We start from the raw sequence: 18,466 nt of genomic DNA on the forward strand, positions 1-18,466 counted from the left end.
AGTCTAAAAATAATGTCATTAATAAATAAATATTGTATAACGATTTTTTTGAATATATGGAGCTATGATGGTATAATCTTACATAAAAGTAAATAGTATATAGGTTGGTGGTGGGACTATGGAAAATAGAAATAAAATTAAGGACATTTTTAATTATCTTTTGCAGATTAAAAGACTTAGCAATAAAAAAATAAGGAATGTTTCTGACTATGATAAAAGCTATTGGGAGTCCGACTTAAACCATATGGGAGGATGCATTGTATCAAGGGACAGCTCAAAAGAATGGTGGCTGAAAATAAATAAAAAGGCCAAGGGAATATATGATCAGTTTTTTAGAATATTACTGGATAAAGAAAAGAATGGTGAGAAAACCGAAATTATATGGGGACATGGACTGTTTGAATGGGACACAGGCGAACAAAAAATAATTCATCCATTTTTTATAACTAAAATGGAAATTACTTTTGATGAAAAGCTGGAAGCTTTGTTATTAACTCCAATTGGTAAAACAAAAATGGAAACCAACTTTTTAAGAGGTATTAATGAATTTCCCATGGATGAATTAATTAATATTGAAAAAGAGTTTAATTTTATGTGCATAGACCCAAGGAAATTTGATGAAATAAAGCCTGTTTTGGATGAAATCGTAAAGAAATGCAAGGCTTCAGATTTTAAAATATCATATAATGATAATTTTGCAGGGATAAGTAAGGTAAATGCAACAGATGAGCCTTATATTTATAATTCACCAGTAATTATTGTAAGAAAAAATAATATCAATTTATGGGAGAAAGAGTTAGAAGATACAATAAAGTATATAGATGATGATTATGATATACCTAAGCCCGTTGAAGCATTAGTGGAGGAGAAGGAGATTGTACAAAGCGATTATGATAAAAGTCAATGGAATGAAGTGAAAAAGAATATATTATTCCCATTACCTTCAAATGAAGAGCAGAGAGAAATTGTGAGAAGACTCTGTGACAATTACGGGGTTGTGGTTGAAGGGCCTCCTGGAACCGGCAAGAGCCATACTATAGCAAATCTAATATGTCATTTGTTAGCCCATGGGAAAAAAGTTCTGGTAACTAGTGAAACAGATAGAGCACTTAAAGTATTATCTGATAAAATACCAAAGGAAATAAGACCCCTCTGCATGAATGTAACCAGTAATGAAACTGGCTCCATAGAGAATATGGATTTAAGTGTAAGACAAATTGTAGATAATTTATCTGTTGATAGGGAAAGTCTATGTAATGATATAAAAGATCTGGAGGAGGAGTTAAGAGAAAATAAGAAACAACAAAGAGAATTGGAAGAAAAGCTTAGAAATTACAGTAAAGCCGAAGGTTCAGATATTAATGTTAACGGTAAAAACTATAAAATGGCAGATGTGGTTAAATGGATAAAAGACAACGAAAATGAATATTCTTATATAAAAGACAAAGTAAACATAAGCCAGGTGAATCCGTTATCAAATGAAGAATTTAATAGAATTATAGAATTATTAACTTTCTTAGGGAAAGATGATATTAAGCAGATAAATTTAATGAAGCCTCTATTAGATAAACTGCCATGTTATGAAGAAATATCTGATAAAATGCAAAATTTGAACAAGCTTGCAGCTGATGTGGACAAGTTTAAGGAGAACTTAACAGGATGGCAGATACCTAGAAGTACTAAATGCAATTTGGACAACCTTTGTGAATCGGCATACAATGCAATTAATTGTTTAAATAAATTTGAGAATTGTGGTATGGAAAACTTTATAAGGACATTTAGAAAAAGCAAAACTGTAAGAGATAATGTACGCAATATTTTGTATAAATGCAATAGCTATTTGCTGAAGATAAGCAGATTAGACGAAGAAACAGGTAAACATCTAATAGAAATCCCAAGTCAGGTGCCAATGGCAAAATTCACTGATGATTTTGACAAGGTATATGATAAATTTATATCTAAAGGTCATATTGGAGTGATTTTTAAAGCTATTAATAGAAATTGTATGTATATACTGAAGGATTGCAAAGTAGATACAGAAAGTATATGCACTACAGATCAGATTATTGCTGTGAGATTATATTTAGAAAGAAAGGAAATTCAGCAGCAGCTTATCTGCACATGGAATTTATTTGCAAGTCAATATGATATGGAAAAAGTTAAAGTAAATAATCATGAGCCAATTATTAAAATAGAGCAGTATATTGAAAACATCAGTATGCTTTGCAGCTGGGATACTGATGTAAAAAAAGATATCATAGACAGACTTCATGACATTAGAATTCCTGAAAATTTAAACTGGTACAGCATTAATACTTTTAATAAAATAATAAAAGCAGTTAACAGCATTAAGAATATGGATGAATATGAAAATCTAAAGGCATATTTCATTGTGCTAAAGAAATTAATAATGTCAGTGAGGGGATTAGAGGAGCTTTATACAGCCATTGAAACCAACGATTTAAACAAAATTAAACACTGCTATGACAATATTGAAAGATTAAGAATAAGAAAAGGAGATGTAATAGAGCTTGATAATATTTTGGACAAACTTAAAAAAGTCTGCCCTGAACTTACAGAGGAATTGTTAAATACTAATGACTATAGAAAATATAAACACTTTAATAAGGCATGGAAGTGGAAACAGCTGTACTGCTATATTAATAAAGTCAACAGTATTGATAATGAAGCTTTAATTGATGAATACAGACAAAAGAAAAACCTTGAAAGCTTTATTATAAATTCATTAATTGGAAAGAAAACATGGTTAAATCAGATAAAGGTTATTTCACAAACTGAACAAAGAAAATTAATTTCATGGATGGAGGCTGTTAAGAGAATTGGAAATGGCAAAGGAAAGCTTGTAACCACTTATAGAAGAATAGCACAGACTGAAATAGAAAACTGCAGAAATATTATACCTGTGTGGATAATGCCATTTAATAAGGTAATAGAAAATTTTAAATTATCTAAAGAGAAATTTGATGTAATAATATTTGATGAAAGCAGTCAAAGCGATATATTTTCAATATGCGCACTTATGAGGGCCAAAAAGGCAGTTATAGTTGGAGATGACAAGCAGATTGGTCCTGAAAATATAGGAATTGAGGAGATTTCAGTAAACAGATTAATAAAAGAATATTTAAATGAAATCCCTCAGGCTCAGTGGTTCGATTTAAGGGCAAGCTTATATGATACTGCATTAAGAGTATTTCCTAACAGACTTATGCTTAAGGAGCATTTTAGGTCCGTTCCTGAGATAATTCAATTCAGCAATAGTTTTTACTATAACAAAAGCATAATACCTCTTAGAAAAGTTGACAGCAAAAACTCTTTAAACCCTCCAATAGCAGCAGTAAAGGTTGAAAATGCATTAAGGGATGAAAAGAAATCAGTAAATATAAAGGAAGCCACAGAGCTGGTGGGAAAGGTTATAGAGTGCTGCAATAATAAAAATTACAGTGGTATGTCAATGGGAGTAATATCACTGCTTGGAGATGATCAAAGCCAGCTCATAGAAGATTTATTAAGAAATAGGCTAGGCGAAAAAGAACTCCTTAGAAGAAAATTAATCTGCGGAGATGCGTATTCTTTTCAAGGGGATGAAAGAGATGTTATGTTCCTGTCTATGGTAGTTGCAAATAATATGAAATTTGCTCCTTTAACTAAGGAAAGTGACAGGAGAAGATTTAATGTAGCTGGAAGCAGAGCAAGAAATCAAATGTGGGTATTTCATTCTATTGATTTAAAGGATTTAAACCCTAATTGTGCCAGATATGCACTTCTTAAATATTGTGAAAACTATGGAGAGTACAAATATGAATTTAATTTAAATTATATATTTAAATATAAGCTTCAAAGAGAAATATACAGCAGAATAAAAGAAATGGGCTATAAAATTATTCCCCAAATTAAAATTGGAGTTTATAACATTGATTTTATCATTGAAGGGGAAAGCAATAAGGCAGCTGTAATATGTGAAGGCGACAAGGATAATAATATGGATATAGCTAGTGCACTAATGCAGCAAATTAACCTGGAAAGGATAGGGTGGAATTTTATTAGAATAAAAGCCAGCGAATATTATTTAAATAAGGAGGATACACTGGAGAAAGTCTGTGATAAGCTTAATGAATTGGGAATAGAAAAATGTACCAGCAATGAGTCAGTTAAAAAACTTCAAATAATATAAATATAAATTGTTCCATTTTCACCTATTGGCCATGTTTTACATATGATAAGATATAGCATTTTTGGGAGTGAACATTGTTGTTATATGCACTAATTCTTGCAGGAGGAAAAGGAACAAGGTTATATCCACTATCAAGAACAGAAAATCCAAAACAATTTTTAAAGATAATAGATAATAAGAGCTTTCTAAGAGCAACTGTGGATAGAATAAAGCCAATTGTAAGTAAGGAAAATATATATGTTGTTACAAATGAGCAGTATATTGAAAAGATATACCAGGAGTTACCTGAAATTGATAGAAAGAATATATTTGCAGAACCTGAGAATAAAGAAACTGCAACATGTATTGGTCTTTCAGCTGTAAAGCTGTTAAAAAAGGATAATGATGCAACAATGATCGTTCTTCCTTCTGACCATTATATAGAAAATGAAAAAATGTATACTGATACCATAACTCAGGCAATTGATATAGTGGATAAAAGAAGGGGGCTTATTACCATAGGGGTTGTACCCACTAGAGCTGAGACTGGTTATGGATATATCGAAATGGGAGAGAGAACTATTGGTGAAATACCCACATACAAGGTAGAAAGATTCCTGGAAAAACCAAACATTGAAGTAGCAAAAGATTTGCTTTTAAAAGGAACCTATCTTTGGAACAGCGGAATGTTTATATGGAGAGCAGATGTATATTTACGGGAGATGGAAAGGTACCTTCCTAAAATGTACAAAAGCATGATGAATATTTATCAGGCACTGGATAGTGAAGAAGAAGAGCAGATAATTAGACAGGAATATTCACTTATCGATGGAATATCCGTGGATTTTGGAATCATGCAGAAGACAAGAAGGGCATATGTTATTAAATGTGAATTTGATTGGGATGATATAGGTAATTTCGACTCATTAAGCAGGTTTCTACAAAATTTCCGGGGAAATAATGTAGTAGGAAATACTTTTTTGGAACAAAGTGAGGATTGTATAGTATTTGCCGGGGAAAGACTTGTAATTGGGTTCGGAATAAAGGATATAGTAATAGTTGATGCCGGAGATGTGCTTTTAGTTATGAATAAAAGCAGAGATCAGGAGATAAAACATTTGATAAATGTTATGAAAGATAAGGATCTTAATAAATATTTATAAAGCTGGTGCTTCACCAGCTTTATAATTTTTTGATTAAGGTACCTGACCCTTAGTAAGAGTTGGAAACGGAGTTTACAATTTTTACTTTTTTATTAAAACTTAGAGGATATTAATTACCTTTGTGGAATATTTCATATGATAAAGTGATATTAATGAATATTTACGGTTCAGATGATGTCATTATATATGGCAGTTATAGATAAACTTTTTTAGAGAAGGGGGGAAAAATTTGTTTTGAATGAGAAAAACTTTTTTAAAACATTTCTATTATCTAAAAAAGGAATATGGTCAATAGTATGGCAATGCTGTTTTAGTCTCATAGAATCAGGCTTAGCAATTTTTTTAATTTATAAAATTGCTAGTCTTACTGATTTTGTTGTTAATCATGATTATGATAAATTTATAAATGCTTTGCCTATCTCTTTTTTTGCAATAATAATGCAGGTAATTAGCTATTATCTTGAACAATATATGAAAATTAAATGCAAAGCTGAATTTTCAAACAATGTGAGAAACTTAATAGGAGTAAAAATCATACATACTCCACTATCACTAAAAGAGAAGTATAGTTCAGCAAATATTCTTTCTGTTTTTAATAATGAAATTGAGTTAATACAAGATTATGTTGGTAATATAGCAGGTATAGCAGCTAACCCCATAATTGCTATAGTTAGTTGTATTTATTTTGCAAATATTAGTTACAAATTATTAATTGTTTCATGTGTGTTAATTCCTGTTTCAACTGTAGTTTACAATCATTTGTCTAAGCCAATTCAAAGAAAAACAAGAGGAATACTGGATGAAAAATCTAAATTAAATACAATTACAAAAGATGTAATCAGTGGTTTTTATGTAATGAAAGCATTCGGACTGCAGCCATATTTTTTAGATAAATATTCAAACCAAGTAAATACTATTGCTAATAAGGAAAAAGAAAAAGACAAAATGAATTCTATATTAGGCAGGATATTTATTTTGCTGAGGTATATTCCACAGTTAATTATTCCTCTTTATGGCGGTTATTTAAGTTTTTCCAGTGAAATAACATTAGGGCAGCTCATTGCTTCAAATGTGATTATTTGGTATATTATATCACCAATAGAATCATTTCTTGATATTATAAAAGGATTACGTGAAATAAAGCCTGCATTGCAAGACATTCATATAATAACCAAATTTGAGCAAGAAGAGAATATACAAGCTAATTTTGGACAAGCTAATAATGAGATAAAAGAGATAGAGATTCACCACCTTTCTTTTAAATATGATGATATGAAAGCTAATATACTGAATAATATTAATTTGGAATTGAATAGAAAAGATCATGTTAAAATAATTGGTGAAAGCGGCGCTGGGAAAAGTACTTTACTAAAAATAATATGTGGATTATACACTAAATTTCAAGGGAATATCAATGTTAGAGGCGTAATGCTGACATCAGAGAATGCTGCATCAATAAGAAAATTAATATCATATGTACCACAGCACCCATATATATTTCGAGGTACAATAGAAGAAAATATATCAATGGGTAAAAATGTAAGCAGGCAATATGTTATTAAAGCTGCTAAGTTAGCCTATGCAAATGAATTTATTGAAGCACTGCCTGATGGTTATGATACTTTGGTAGGAAGTGGAGGAGTGAAACTCTCTGGAGGACAATGCAAAAGGTTAGCCATAGCACGAGCAGTAATAAAAAATGGTTCAATATTCATATTTGATGAACCAACTTCTATGCTTGATTTGAAAAGTGAAGAGAAGGTCAAGGAAGGTTTTTATAAAATATGTAATGGAAAGTGCTCTATTATAGTTACACATAGAATGGGGATAGTTGATGATAAAGATAAAATTATGATATTGAACAGAGGGAATTTATATGAACAATAAAAATGGAATGAAGTACTTTAAAAAAATCATGCAGATTATGAATAAAAAAACTCCAATATACTTTATCTTTACAATAGCAGATAGTGCAATTATATCAATATGTTATAATATAGTACTAGCTTTTATACTTAAGGAGGTTATTGACGCCATTGCATATCATAATATTAAATTGATTCGAAAGGCCTTCTATATAGCAATTGTTTCATTTTTAATAGCATTTGTTTTTGAGCCCATTATAATGAAAATTAAAAATTATTGTGTAAGAAGTACTATTGGGGCGATTAAGAAGGATTCATTTGGTCATATAGAAAACATTAAAGTTGATACTTATGAAAAATATAGTTCAGGTGATATATTATCAAGGATGACTAAAGATATTGATACACTTGAAGATGTTTATTTAAAATACATTCCCAATTTATGTTTTGCAATCATTCATGGTGGGGTTGCCATGGTATCAATGATCTACATAAATTATTTTCTTGGAATTCTTGCAATTATGCTGGGGTTATTTTCTGTTTTAGTGAATTATTTTATCAGCAGAAAGGTAAATGCATATTCAGGTGAATATCAGAAAGAATATGGTAATCTGTATCAAAATATAATTGATATTTATGATGGATTTATTGATATTAAAATGAATGGCAGTGAGGGATATTTTTACAACAAATTCAAATCAGTTACAAAAAAATTACAACATGATTATGAAAAACGTGAAAAATACAATGCATTATTAGAAACAAATAATACTTTTTTTGAAAATATCAATAACATTGGTTTAATGGCAGTGGGATTGTTTATGGCACTAAAAGGATATACTACTATAGGAGCTGTTATATCAGTCATTAAGCTTCAAGGTAATGCAAGCTATTTGTTTTAAAACTTTTCAACTTTCTTAGGTGAAATACAGAAAGCATCTCCTTCTGTTGAAAGGCTATTTGAGATTTTCGAAATGAAAACTGAAAAAATTTCTAATACAAATTTATTATACAAGAATGAAACAAAAAAATATAAGGAATGTATTGGTATCAAAGACCTGGTTTTTAGTTATGATGGAATGAATAATGTAATAGATGGTATATCAATGAATATTGATTATGGTGATTTTGTTGAAATTACAGGGGAGAGCGGAGAAGGCAAAAGTACATTTATTAAAATCCTATTAGGATTTTATCATCCTGCTTCTGGTATATATAAATTGAATGGAAAGTATGTAGACGATACAGATATTTCGGGATTGAGAAACCAGATAGCTTATGTAGATCAGGATTGCCATTTATTTCAGCTGACTGTTAAGGAAAATATTAGGCTTGGGAATCAAAATGCAACGGAGGAAGATATTTTAGAAGCATGTAAATTGGCTAATGCTCATGATTTTATTATGAATCTTGAAAATGGTTATGATACAGTTATAAATGAAACTTGTGACAATATTTCTGGTGGACAACGTCAAAGAATAGCTATTGCAAGGGCATTAGTTAGTAAAAAAGAAATTTTGCTTATTGATGAGGGTACAGCAGAATTAGATTCAGAAACAGAAAAAATGATTGGCAATACAATTAGTAACTTAAAAGGAGAAAAAACTATTATAATTATTACGCACAAGCCATTCATTATAGATAATGCATATAATATAAATAATGCATATAAAAAGTATAAATTTGTTGCAGGAAAAATTGAATAAAAAGATTGTGTGAATATAAGTAAATTGTGCAAAAAATTTATATAGAAAGGCTCAAAAAATACTTCCTATGGGTGAGTAGATATGGGAAACTCTTTATGTGCTTAAAGTTTTCTACTGTGGGAGTTACTTCTTCTATTTTGATTGTCATCTCATCTATCCCTATTGTATTATGTGCTCCCACAAAAGGCTGTACCTCAACTGACCCTTCTTTTGGAGTATATTCATAAGGTAAGCCTAATTTTGCATCAGGTATTTGTTCAAAACCTTTTACTGGCAATTGAAAAGAAGGATTAATGCAATTATAATTAAAGAAGTTATTGAAAATCTTCTTCCCATAACGTAACCTCCAGCGCTTATTTTATATTAGTGTTCCCTGTGATACCAATAGTAATGTATTAATCAGCTATATATTAATTACTAATAGAAGAAAAAAACTGGATTGGAGTGAGAAAGAATGGATAAAAAATATACGGAAGTAAACTCTAAATTTTTTGATAAATGGATTAATGAAGGCTGGGAGTGAGGACAACCTATTAATCATAAAGTTTTTAAAAAAGCAAAAAATAATAATTGGTTTGTAATATTAACACCTACTAAACCCGTACCAAATGATTGGGAAATTCAATTTTCACATACCATTGAGAAACAAATTGGCGGACAATTACAAGCAGGGTTTGTTCTTACAGATATATTCCAGGATACAAACGGTACAGGTAAACTTCATGAATTCAATGTCCCGACTTTTTATGCTACAAGGGCAGTCAAACCGTTATAAACAAATGGCCGTAATCCTTAGTTAAGTATTCCAAAAAAGTTAAAGTCATCCATTCCTTTGCCTTGTGAGTTTGATATACCCATAAAATATGAAATTAAATTTTTGATATGAACTTAATTCTGCAATAATACTTTAGTTTGTAATTTTCAATTTATGACGAATTAGTTGAATATTGTTCACTAATTGTATTTTAAAATATAATTAAATTTCATAAATATGGAGGTTTGTATATGTCTAACAAAAGAAAATTAGTTTTATATATTGCAACAAGTTTAGATGGCTATATAGCAACAGAAAATGACTCCTTGGAATGGTTGTTTAAAACTGAAGGCGAAGGAGATAATGGATATTCTGAATTCTACAGCACAGTTGATACTATTCTAATTGGGAGAAGAACTTATGACTGGATTATTGAAAAAGAAAAAGGTGAATTTCCGTATAAGGATAAAAAGTGTTATGTATTTTCTAAATCAGAAAATGATAAAAATGAAAATGTAGAATTTATAAATCAAGATGTAGTTGAATTTACAAACAAAATAAAAAGCCTGGATGGAGGAAACATTTGGCTTGTTGGTGGAGGAAATCTTTTACACTCTTTTATTAAAGAAAAGTTAGTTGACGAATTTATCATTACGATTACACCTACACTAATAGGTAGTGGAATTTCTTTATTTAATAAAAATGATTTTGAGTTAGAATTAAAATTAACGGATATGAGGAGATTCAATCAATTTGCTGAACTTAATTACGAGATGAAATAAAAAAATCGATAGTTGGTTCGCAATCTTCTTCTTATCCGTTACAGCGGTAAGGTATGACGAAGTAAAAATTATTTAATTAATTGAATTAGGATGTGATATTATGAAAAAGCCAAAGCCATTAGTTAAAGGAGATAAAGTTGCACTTATAAGTTTATCAAGTGGTATGCTTGGTGAAGATTTTGCAAAACATGAATTAAATTTAGGACTAAAGAGATTAAAAGAGTTTGGATTAGTACCTGTTATTATGCCAAATGCATTAAAGGGAATAGAATATCTAAAAAATAACCCAGAAGCCAGAGCACAGGATCTAAAAGATGCCTTTCATGACACATCTATAAAAGGGATTATATGTGCCATTGGTGGAGATGATACATTTAGAACATTGCCATATCTAATGGAGGATAATGATTTTATAGATGATGTTCATAATAATCCTAAATTATTTACTGGATTTTCAGATACCACGATAAATCATTTAATGTTTTATAAACTTGGAATGGCTACTTTTTATGGACCTTGTCTTGTTTGTGATTTGGCTGAATTAGATAAAGAAATGCTGCCTTATACAAAAACTGAGTTTTTGAAATACTTTGAAAATCATAATGAAAATTGTATTGAATCCAGTAATGTATGGTATGAGGAACGGACAGATTTTTCTGAGGAGGCAGTTGGAACTGCCAGAGTAGAACACTTAGAAGAAAAAGGATATGAAGTTTTACAAGGAAAATGCAAGTTTAATGGAAGGCTTTTGGGCGGTTGTCTTGAAAGTTTATATGATATACTAACCAATACACGCTATGATAATGAAAAAGATACTTGTGAAAAGTATGGTTTGTTTCCAACTTTGGATGAATGGAAAAATAAAATATTGTTTATTGAAACTTGCGAGGAAAAACCCAAGCCAGAAGTATTTGAAAAAGAATTAATTACATTAAAGAGTACAGGAATTTTTGATGTAATTAATGGTATGATCATTGGAAAGCCTCAAGATGAACAATATTATGAAGAGTATAAAGAAATTTATCATAAGATTATTGAAAATAAAGATTTACCAATAATCTATAATGTAAACTTCGGACATGCATATCCAAGATGCATCATTCCGTATGGAATTGAAACGGAGGTGGATTTAAGCAGAAAATCCATTACGTTTAAAGAATCTTTTTTTGAGTGATATTATTGTGCCGTTATTATTATTAGCTGCATTAATAGAGGCTTTTATTACACCAAGGTTATCAATATTTGTAAAATAACTACTTTAATGAATGTTAATTTGATTGGTATGATATAGGTAATTTCGACTCATTAAGAAAATTGTGACTGGAGAACTCTCCAGTCACAATCAATTTTTTATTGTTCTTTCATTATTGATTTAATATGTGTTACCAGTGGATCAGCAGATGTACCCACAACAATCTGGAAATTGTTTTTACCCATCTTCATAACGCCGGTAGCTCCAAGTTTTTTAAGTTTATTTTCATTTACTAATCCAGGATCTTTAACGCTTAATCTAATTCTTGTAATGCATGCATCTATAGTATCAATATTTGATTTTGCACCAATTGCATCTAAGATATCTGCTGCTTTTTCACGAAGCTCTGAATTATTTAAGCTGGTAAATGAAGCTACCTCTTCATCTTCATCCATTCTGCCAGGTGTTGGTATGTCAAATGCTTTAATAGCAAATAGGAATACAAAATAGTATATAACTGCATAAGCTAAGCCAACAAATAATAACAGCAATGGTTTAGTTGAAATTCCCCAGTTTAGCGCATAATCAAATAAACCGGCGGAGAATCCAAATCCTGTCTTAATTCCTAAAAGTGAGGTTATTGCCATGGCAGATCCTGTTAATAATGCATGGATAACATATAATACTGGTGCTAAGAACATAAAAGTAAATTCTATAGGTTCTGTAATACCAGTTAAGAAAGATGTAAATGCTATACCAAGTAACATACCAGTAACAGCTTTTCTATTTTGCTTTTTAGCAGCGCTTATCATAGCTAAACAAGCTGCTGGAAGGCCAAACATCATAATTGGGAAGAAACCTGTCATATATGTTCCTGCACTTGGATCTAAAGCAAAGAATCTATTTAAGTCACCTGTAACTACTTTTCCAGCTGCATTTGTAAATGTACCAAACTGGAACCAGAATAATGAATTTAATACATGGTGAAGTCCCACTGGGATTAATAATCTATTAAAGAACCCAAATAGGAATGCACCAAATGCACCTGCACCTGCAATAGCATTACCAAATGCATTAATACCATTTTGAATTAGAGGCCATACATAACCTGCTGCTACACCTAATATCAGTGTAACAAATGAAGTTACTATTGGTACGAAACGTTTACCGCCAAAGAATCCTAAGAAATCCGGAACCTTGACTGCCTTATATTTATTATATAAATTACCTGCTAAAATACCTACTATGATACCAGCCAGAACACCCATATCAATGTCTTTGTTAAATGTGACTGCAACCTTTGTAAGTACAAAGTATCCTACAACAGCTGCCAAACCTGCAACACCGTTATTTTCATCTGCCAGACCTACAGCTATACCTATTGCAAAAATAAGTGCTAAATTATCAAATATTGCACTACCTGCAGCGGCCATCCATGGTAAATTTAATAAATCCGGCTGACCAAGTCTTAATAGAAGTGCAGCTGCTGGTAATACAGCTACAGGAGTCATAAGAGATTTACCAAGCCTTTGAGCTCCAGCTAAAACTTTATTATTACTAGCCATAAAAACCCCCTAAAAATTAATTTTATATTTAATTATAATAATTAATGCCGTACGCTCATCAAATTATTATAATTAAACTTACCAGGGACTTATTTTATATATTACTATATGATAAAATATATTCTGAAAATAAAAAAATAATTACTACAGGAGTTAAAAATGAAAATATTATATTATGATTGCTTTTCTGGAATAAGCGGAGATATGAATTTAGGTGCAATGATAGATCTTGGAGTTGATAAGGACTATATAAATAAGCAGCTGGCAAAATTAAACATTAATGAATTTGAATTAGATGTTAAGAAGGACTCTCGAAAGGGTATAAGCGGAACAAATTTAAATGTTTTAGTTAATCATAATCATGAGCATGATCATCATATGGGTCACCACCATCATAGAAATCTGGAGGATATTACAAATATTATTATGGGAAGCCAGCTTAATGATAATATAAAAAATATAAGTATGAAAATATTTATGCAGGTTGCAAAAGCTGAGGCTAAAGTTCATAACTGCGATATTAACAGCATTCACTTTCATGAAGTTGGTGCAGTGGATTCTATAGTGGATATAATAGGTGCTGCCATATGCTTTGATTATTTAAATGCAGATAAAATAATCAGCTCTCCAATTGAATTAGGAAGCGGTTTTGTAAAATGTGCTCATGGCCTGATGCCTGTACCAGCACCAGCCACTGCAGAAATACTTACAGGAATGCCTGTAACCACAGGTAAAGTAAGTTTTGAAGCTACTACTCCAACTGGGGCAGCTATTTTAAAAACAATGGTAAATGAGTTTTCAATGAGAAATCATTTTAAGACTATAAAGGTTGGCTATGGTATTGGGAATAAAGACATAGGGGATATTCCGAATGTTCTTAGGGTAATGCTTGCAGAAGATTATGAAAATGAAGAAAATGATTTTGAAAAAAGCCAGGCATATATAATTGAATGTAATTTAGATGATATGAATCCGGAAATTTATAATTATATAGTTGAAAAAATGTTTAATTTGGGTGCTTCAGATGTATACCTTACCCCAATTATAATGAAAAAGGGAAGACCTGGAACAAAGATTTCTGTACTCTGCAGTATAGAGAAAGAAGCTGTTATAAGCAGTACTATGCTAAGGGAAACGACTACCCTTGGTATAAGAAAATATAAAGTTACTAAGGATATGCTTCAAAGGAAATTTAAGAGTATAGAAACAAAGTATGGTGATATAAGTATAAAAGTTGGCTTGATTAATGGAAAAGAAATTAAGTATAAACCAGAATATAAGGACTGTAAAACTGCCTCTGAAAAGTTCAATGTGCCGATAAAGGACATTTATGATGAGGTAGAAAGAGAATTAATTAAGGTTAATATATATAACGAAACGGGGAAATCAAATGAATAGTGAGGAGTTAAAAAAGTTACTTCAGGATATAAAAGCGGGAAATATAACCATTGATGATGGAGTAGATGCATTAAAGGATCTTCCTTTTAAGGATTTGGGTTTTGCAAAAATAGATAACCACAGAGAACTTAGAGTTGGTTATCCTGAAGTTATATACTGCGCCGGGAAAACTATAGATCAGGTAAAGAAAATTGTAGAGTTCATGCTGACTAAAAACTGCAATATACTTGGCACAAGAGCATCGAAAGAAATGTATGAAGCTGTAAAGGCTTTATGCCCTGAAGCAGAATATAATGAATATGCCAGAACAATTGTGATAAAAAAGAAGAAAACAGAGGAAACAGATACATATATTGCTGTGGTTACAGCAGGAACTTCAGATATGCCTGTCAGCGAAGAGGCAGCAGTAACTGCAGAGATATTTGGAAACAAGGTTGAAAGAATATATGATGTTGGAGTAGCCGGTATACACAGACTTTTCAGCAGGCTTGATTTAATAAGAGGAGCAAAGGTAGTTATTGTAATTGCAGGAATGGAGGGCGCACTTGCCAGTGTAGTAGGCGGATTAGTTGATAAACCTGTAATTGCTGTGCCAACAAGCGTTGGGTACGGGGCCAATTTTTCAGGGCTTTCAGCGCTGCTGTCAATGCTCAACAGCTGTTCCAGCGGTGTTAGCGTAGTTAATATAGATAATGGATTTGGAGCAGGCTATATAGCAAGTATGATTAATAAATTATAGTTAAATAGTTAGAAAAATGTCATAATTCATACTATGGCATTTTTTTAATCGTCAAATTTAGACTGGTTAGCATAAAGTATTGGAATATTATTAAAACTTATTAAAACTTTGTTAACTATGGCCCAATTCTGTTGACAAAGGCATGTGGTGGAATATAATGTAATTATATTTTATATATCTAAATATATATAGAGTGTACTTATATTATAACTTTGTGCGAGGGGGAAGTTTTATGAATATTAAAGACAACTTAGAGAAATCAGCTAAGCAGACGGTAGTAAATACTATTGTTGGAATGCTTGAAAAAGACCCGGAAAAAAACGTAGATAGGATTTTTGCTGCAGTTAAGAAGTTAGCAAAAGATGAAACTCAGATGAAGCAGATAGAGGTAGTTCAGGATTACTATAATAAACAGGATGCTACACATGAACTAATCCAAAACATACTAACACAAACTGACAAGAATTGCCTAAAAAAATTCTTTGTCAACTTTTTTGCAAATGCTAACTGGTATGGCGGACCTAAAAGAAAAAAGTATTTGGAAACGGAAAATACAAAGATACCATTTGTCCTTCTTATAAGCCCATCTATGCAATGCAATTTAAGATGCAAGGGATGTTATGCTACAGATTTGCTTGATCAGCCTAAAATGCCAATTGAAGAGGTAGACAGAATAGTTGGTGAAGCAAGGGATTTGGGAATCTATTACATCATAGTGCTTGGAGGAGAACCATTTTTCTATAAAGAATTACTGGACATATACAAAAAATATGATGATGTAATGTTTACACCATTTACAAACTGCTCTTTAATTGATGATGAACTGGCAGATAAACTTAGGGATTTAGGAAACGTAGTACCAATGCTCTCAATTGAAGGTAATGAAGAAGCTACAGATGGAAGAAGAGGTATTGGCGCTTACACCAGAGTTATGAATGCCATGGATAAACTAAAAGAAAGAGGAGTACTGTTTGGTGTTTCTACAGCTGTTACTAAAATGAATATAGATTCAGTGCTTTCAGATGAATTTGTAGATAAACTTATTGAAAAAGGTTCTAAGATGAACTGGTATTTCTTATTTATGCCAGTAGGTGCAAGAAATCCTGATTTCAATATGATGCTGTCACCTGAACAAAGGGCATATTTAGGTAAGAGAACAAGAGAAATCAGAACTACTAAGCCATATTTTACAATTGACTTCTTTAATGATGCACCATATGTTGGAGGCTGCATAGCAGGTAAGTTTTATATGCATGTTAATGTTCATGAGGACTGTGAGCCATGTATTTTTGCTCATTTTGCTTCATCAAATCTAAAGGGAAAGCATCTTATAGATGTATTAAGAGAGCCTTTCTTTAAAGAATTAAGAAGCAGACAGCCTTATAATGAAAACATGTTAAGACCATGTATGATGATTGATAATCCAAATGTTGTAAGGGAAGTATGTGAAAAGACTGGTGCTAAACCAACTGATGAAGGCGGAGATGCAATGCTGCATGATAAGAAGTTTATAAATACATTAGAGCAGGTTGCTGAAGACTGGAGACCATATGCAGAAAGAGAATGGAAAAATGTATTCCATGAAAAAGGCAACGAAAAGTTTTCAAGAGGTTAGGCATTATAAGGGTATTTTAATTTAATAGATTATATTTTGGCTTCAGGCAATTAATCATGCCTGGAGCTTTATATTTTTAATTTAAGCCATAACATATACTTTTAAATTTATGTAGTATTGAAAGAAACCTATTTGTCTGATAACATAATATATAGCAATTATTAAAGTCTTTCTTTTATAGGAGATGATATCTTTTGAAGAGGTTCAGCAGAGCAATAGCAGTTTTTGCATCAGTCTGTTTAATTTCACTTATGGGGTGCGGTAAAAATGCAGAGGTTAAGAAACCAGATGAATTATCAGGAACTATTTCAATAGCCGCAGATACTAATAATGATCAAATCATTAAAACTGCTGCAGAAGATTTTAAAACCAGCAATCCAAAGGTGAATATAAATATTCAGCCCATGGATACAGCTTCATTATTGAGCTCTAAGGATGAAAAGTATAAAAAATATGATTTATATATAACCGGAGAAGAAAATATGCAGGAGATTTTGAATTTAAATTCAAAATTGTTTTATGATTTAGGAAGCAGCATAACTGATGGAAAAGGAAGCATTCTTAAAGGTTATATACCTAATAACAGTTATAATGGAAAGACTTATGGATATCCATGGTATACATATGCCTATGTGATTTATTACAGGCAGGATTTATTTAAAGAAGCAGGGGCCCCTGCAGAGGATATAAAAACCTGGCAGCAATTCATAGATGCAGCTGTAAAAGTAAATAAGAGCACTGGCAAAAGAATTGTAACACAGGAGAGTACCGGAAGGCTTTATTCCATATTACTTAATCAATTAAGGGGAGGCTATGTGGATAAGAACGGAAAAAGCTTAATTTCCTCTAATGTTTCGATAAATGCGATAGGTGTTTTAAACAGCTTATATTCAGAGGCACTATTGTATAATTCAAATAACATTAGTAACGAAATTAGAAATGATAAAGTTAGTGCAGTTATAGGAAATTCATCAAATATGACAGCAGTTTCTAAAAGCAGCCCCAATATGAAAGGCAAGTGGCAGATAATTCAGTTACCAGCTTTTGAGCCGGCAGGGAATAGATCTGTAACATTTGGGGGAAGCAGCCTTCTTTTAAATAAGGATTCAAAAAACTCTAAATTAGCATTAGATTTTTTGAAGTTTTTAAGTAATGATAAGGACGTAAATGTGAAGCTTTCTCAGAATTTTGGAACTGTGCCAATATGTATAGATGTGTCACAAAGTATTGATTTAAAGAAGGAAAATAACTTTTTTAATGGCAATGAATATAAATTATATGAGGCTATTGCAAGACTTTCTCCAGTAGTTAATTATACAAGCAGATATAGTACAATCAATGGTATACTTGAACAGAATTTAGATAAGCTGCATGGAAGTAATGCTGATATAGACTCCATTGTTATTGATATGGATGAGGAAATAAATGGGATATGATTTTAAATAAAAAAAGTATTTTAATTTTGGAAAAACGTTTACAAATTTGAAAAGAAGTACTATAATAATAAATGAAATAG

At 31.2% G+C, this 18,466-nt stretch carries 13 protein-coding genes; 11 read left to right on the forward strand and 2 right to left on the reverse strand.

Going from position 1 to position 18,466, the window contains the following annotated elements; all coding sequences use genetic code 11:
- Positions 1–118 precede the first annotated feature (118 nt).
- The 5 genes from EQM05_RS00890 (at position 119) to EQM05_RS00910 (ending at position 8,905) form a co-directional block, all read left to right on the forward strand.
- On the forward strand, positions 119–4,192 hold the full coding sequence (locus tag EQM05_RS00890; RefSeq protein ID WP_128748056.1) for an AAA domain-containing protein: 4,074 nt from the start codon (positions 119–121) through the stop codon (positions 4,190–4,192).
- Positions 4,193–4,269: 77 nt separating this feature from the next.
- Positions 4,270–5,334 (forward strand): mannose-1-phosphate guanylyltransferase, encoded by a 1,065-nt coding sequence (locus tag EQM05_RS00895; protein WP_128748058.1) that lies wholly within the window; start codon positions 4,270–4,272, stop codon positions 5,332–5,334.
- A 234-nt stretch (positions 5,335–5,568) separates the two neighbouring features.
- Positions 5,569–7,221: an ABC transporter ATP-binding protein gene (locus EQM05_RS00900; protein ID WP_128748060.1), complete on the forward strand. Its 1,653-nt coding sequence runs from the start codon at positions 5,569–5,571 to the stop codon at positions 7,219–7,221.
- Positions 7,211–8,101, forward strand: coding sequence for an ABC transporter ATP-binding protein (locus tag EQM05_RS00905; RefSeq protein WP_128748062.1), 891 nt, complete (start codon positions 7,211–7,213; stop codon positions 8,099–8,101). The genes EQM05_RS00900 and EQM05_RS00905 overlap by 11 nt, the downstream gene beginning before the upstream one ends.
- 72 nt (positions 8,102–8,173) lie before the next feature.
- Complete coding sequence (locus tag EQM05_RS00910) at positions 8,174–8,905, forward strand: ATP-binding cassette domain-containing protein (RefSeq protein WP_128748064.1); 732 nt, start codon at positions 8,174–8,176, stop codon at positions 8,903–8,905.
- A gap of 37 nt (positions 8,906–8,942) precedes the next feature.
- On the opposite strand, the gene EQM05_RS00915 is transcribed toward EQM05_RS00910, so the two are convergent.
- Positions 8,943–9,182 (reverse strand): DUF3888 domain-containing protein, encoded by a 240-nt coding sequence (locus EQM05_RS00915; protein WP_164917157.1) that lies wholly within the window; start codon positions 9,180–9,182, stop codon positions 8,943–8,945.
- A gap of 728 nt (positions 9,183–9,910) precedes the next feature.
- On the opposite strand from EQM05_RS00915, the gene EQM05_RS00925 reads away from it, so the two are divergent.
- Entirely contained in the window at positions 9,911–10,441 is a 531-nt protein-coding gene (locus tag EQM05_RS00925; protein WP_128748068.1) for a dihydrofolate reductase family protein, read from the forward strand.
- A gap of 100 nt (positions 10,442–10,541) precedes the next feature.
- Entirely contained in the window at positions 10,542–11,615 is a 1,074-nt protein-coding gene (locus EQM05_RS00930) for a S66 peptidase family protein (protein WP_128748070.1), read from the forward strand.
- Positions 11,616–11,791: 176 nt separating this feature from the next.
- On the opposite strand, the gene nagE is transcribed toward EQM05_RS00930, so the two are convergent.
- Positions 11,792–13,198 carry an N-acetylglucosamine-specific PTS transporter subunit IIBC gene (gene nagE, locus EQM05_RS00935; protein ID WP_128748072.1) on the reverse strand — a complete coding sequence of 469 codons (1,407 nt, stop codon included), beginning with the start codon at positions 13,196–13,198 and terminating at the stop codon, positions 11,792–11,794.
- Positions 13,199–13,357: 159 nt separating this feature from the next.
- Here nagE and larC point away from each other — a divergent pair, with 159 nt between their 5' ends.
- From larC to EQM05_RS00955, 4 genes are all read left to right on the forward strand, one after another.
- Positions 13,358–14,596 (forward strand): nickel pincer cofactor biosynthesis protein LarC, encoded by a 1,239-nt coding sequence (larC, locus tag EQM05_RS00940; protein ID WP_128748074.1) that lies wholly within the window; start codon positions 13,358–13,360, stop codon positions 14,594–14,596.
- Positions 14,589–15,335: a nickel pincer cofactor biosynthesis protein LarB gene (gene larB / locus EQM05_RS00945; protein WP_128748076.1), complete on the forward strand. Its 747-nt coding sequence runs from the start codon at positions 14,589–14,591 to the stop codon at positions 15,333–15,335. The genes larC and larB overlap by 8 nt, the downstream gene beginning before the upstream one ends.
- A gap of 232 nt (positions 15,336–15,567) precedes the next feature.
- On the forward strand, positions 15,568–16,950 hold the full coding sequence (locus tag EQM05_RS00950) for a radical SAM protein (protein ID WP_128748078.1): 1,383 nt from the start codon (positions 15,568–15,570) through the stop codon (positions 16,948–16,950).
- Positions 16,951–17,144: 194 nt separating this feature from the next.
- Entirely contained in the window at positions 17,145–18,386 is a 1,242-nt protein-coding gene (locus EQM05_RS00955) for an extracellular solute-binding protein (RefSeq protein ID WP_128748080.1), read from the forward strand.
- The last annotated feature ends 80 nt before the right edge of the window (positions 18,387–18,466 follow it).

Origin of the sequence: Clostridium sp. JN-9, assembly GCF_004103695.1 — a bacterium.
Classification (GTDB): domain Bacteria; phylum Bacillota; class Clostridia; order Clostridiales; family Clostridiaceae; genus JN-9.